The organism is Lentzea albidocapillata (assembly GCF_000719115.1).
Taxonomy (GTDB): Bacteria; Actinomycetota; Actinomycetes; order Mycobacteriales; family Pseudonocardiaceae; genus Lentzea; species Lentzea albidocapillata.
On record NZ_JOEA01000048.1, the window covers coordinates 1 to 2,401 of the forward strand.

Annotated in this window: 3 protein-coding genes; 1 reads left to right on the top strand and 2 read right to left on the bottom strand. The window is 61.0% G+C overall.

Annotated features, from left to right (window positions below):
- On the top strand, positions 1-565 hold a 565-nt coding region (locus IG04_RS47495), incomplete at its 5' end, for a hypothetical protein (RefSeq protein WP_036017037.1).
- 19 nt (positions 566-584) lie between these two features.
- On the opposite strand, the gene IG04_RS0141630 is transcribed toward IG04_RS47495, so the two are convergent.
- Together IG04_RS0141630 and IG04_RS0141635 are read right to left on the bottom strand one after the other, a co-directional pair.
- Positions 585-1,379: an inositol monophosphatase family protein gene (locus tag IG04_RS0141630; protein WP_030482263.1), complete on the bottom strand. Its 795-nt coding sequence runs from the start codon at positions 1,377-1,379 to the stop codon at positions 585-587.
- A complete protein-coding gene (locus IG04_RS0141635) occupies positions 1,379-2,263 on the bottom strand; it encodes a DUF5919 domain-containing protein (RefSeq protein WP_030482264.1) in 885 nt (294 codons plus the stop codon). The genes IG04_RS0141630 and IG04_RS0141635 overlap by 1 nt, the downstream gene beginning before the upstream one ends.
- Positions 2,264-2,401: the final 138 nt, after the last annotated feature.

A 2,401-nucleotide genomic window follows, 5' to 3' on the forward strand; every position in this document is an offset into this window, starting at 1 on the left:
CAACGTAGGGCAGAAGAGCTTCGACGCTGTCGTCGGCGAGTTCGACAAGGGCTTCGGTGGCCTCGCTGTAGAGCAGTCCAAGGTCGCAGCCTGGATGAAGCAAGTGGACTCTAGGAGAGATACGTTCGCGGCTCTGTTCTCTGTCAGCACTACAAGTTTGCCAGCCACAACGTCAGGTGTCGTGCAGCGCCACCAAACGCCAAGGCATCCGGAGACGCTTGTAGTCGTTGAGGCTGAAGCACACAACCGGCAAGGCGCCCGAGCGGATCAAGACGCTGAAGCCCGACGGCTAGCAGAGGTCGTCTCGGAACTTGCGGCGAGTGTCAATGCCCTTCAGCAACAGCTTGCAGAGACCGCTATGCGGAATACTGGCAGCGGCAAGAGTCTGGTGCGCGCGGCCGGCATGCTCTTTGTACTCGTGATTTCGCTTGAAGCCTCCGCGATGCTCCTCGCCAGTGACCCAGCCTTGCATGGACAGATCAACGATCTGTTTGAGCTGCCGATCAACGCCATCAGCTACGCGTTACTGCTGTGGCCCGTCCTGGTGATGGTTTCGCGGCGATAAGCCTGGTTCCACCAGCACGCTAAACGACTGATTGAACAAGCGACAGAAGTTGGCTGGCGATGCCTGGTGTGGCTGCAATGGTGTGCGTTGACGCATGCGTGTGATCCGCGCCTGAGCTGTCCAGAACAAGTGCTCCAGCCTCGCGCGCAATGAGGATGCCTGCGGCAAGGTCGAGAGTCTTGTTAGACATGACGATCGCACCGTCCACACGGCCCTCCGCCAACCAGACAAGGTCATGGGCTGCGGACCCAAACATGCGTACGCGCTCTATCTGCGCGGCAAGCTCGGCCGTGAGCGTGATCCGCTGACGGTTCTTCTCGGCCGCATCCTCCCCCAACGCGTAGTCACCAATAGCCACAATGGACTTGGACAGCTCCGTTGTCCCGCTTGCAGACAGCTTCTTCCCGTTGACGAAAGCGCCCCCTCCAGCAACAGCGGAGTAGTGAAGTTCCAAGTATGGCAACGAAACTGCGGCAGCGATCGTACGGTCACCCTGCATCAGAGCAAGAGACACGCCGCAGAGTGGTACACCGTGGACGAAGTTCGCCGTTCCGTCGATCGGATCGAGTCCCCATACGTACGCGCTGTCAGCTGCGGCATCGCTGCGGCCTTCTTCCTCACCGACGAAACCGATATCAGGGGTCGCCTCGGCAAGGTAAGCACGGATTTCGTGCTCGATCCTCACGTCCACGTCGGTGAACGTGTCGCGGTCAGTCTTCTCGGTAACCGTCTCCGGGCGCGCGGTCTTGATCAGCTCATGACCGATGCGGACGGCCTTCCTGGCCACGTCCGCCAGGTGGTCGAGCTGGTACATCAAGCAACCTCCCTTGCACGGTCCCACATGGACTCGAATACCTGGGCGAACGTCGTGTAGAGACCGGGCATGGTCTCGTCCTTCTCGATCACGAGCGTGGGCGACTCGACACCTCGGGCGTCCGGCAAGTAAGGCTGCACAACGCACTTGGACTGGTTGACGATCGTGATGTTGTAGCGAATCGGCTCGTCGTAGACGCGGATGTCCAACGATCCCTCGGCGCTCGGCGACGCCTTCGAACCAACTCGGCGGAGAGCTTCGATGTTCAAGCGCGTGAGCGTGCTGAGGTGCCCCTCGGGCAACCCCTCTTCGCGCTCGCGAAAGGTGCTGTAGATCCCGCTCGGGTCGAGGAACAACGCGCGGATGACCGTTCCACCCTCGATCGCGTCCAGCAGGCTTCTGTCCGAGTACTGCTGACACAGCATGTTGAGCGACAGGCCGGCCATGCTGATCTGCTTCGCGCCGTCGAACAGGGTTCGTGGAGTGATGTTGTGCAGGAACTCAGTTCGCGTCGCATAGGCAGCGGTGATGTCAGCGAGGCGGGCTTGCTGGGGTAGCTGAACTGGACGCGGTGCGGGTGCGTCACTGGCGGTGCGCTGCTGCGGGGTCACGAGGCTTTCCCCGTCGCCCTCGTGCGGGGCCAAGAGTTGTTGTGCGGTCCAACCAGGAAACATCTTCTCCAGAATGCGGCAATGGTCCGCGTACGGCAGGCCCAGCAGGTCGCCGGACATCCATCGATAGAACTGAGCCTTGCTCGGCCACTGGCCCACGAGATCGCCGTCCAGCTGCTTCGCGACGCGGTCGTACTCCTTGCGGAAAGTCAAGTACCCCTGCATGTGCCGCTGCCGCAGCAGCACTCTCAACAGCGTCGACTCGGTCGGCATGACCTCTCCCCGTGGTGCGTGACCGGATCAACGTAGCACGTGTGAACGCTCAAGTTATTCCCGGGGCCTGCGCTCAAGTAATTCCGCAGGTGGTGGGTCCTGGTGATGTTCTACCCGGTGGTCTTGTTCTTGTCGCTG

What these genes read in the sequence shown, in the direction of transcription:
- IG04_RS0141635 (WP_030482264.1), bottom strand. Translation starts at nt 2,263, where the DNA reads ATGCCGACCGAGTCGACGCTGTTGAGAGTGCTGCTGCGGCAGCGGCAC.
- IG04_RS0141630 (WP_030482263.1), bottom strand. Translation starts at nt 1,379, where the DNA reads ATGTACCAGCTCGACCACCTGGCGGACGTGGCCAGGAAGGCCGTCCGC.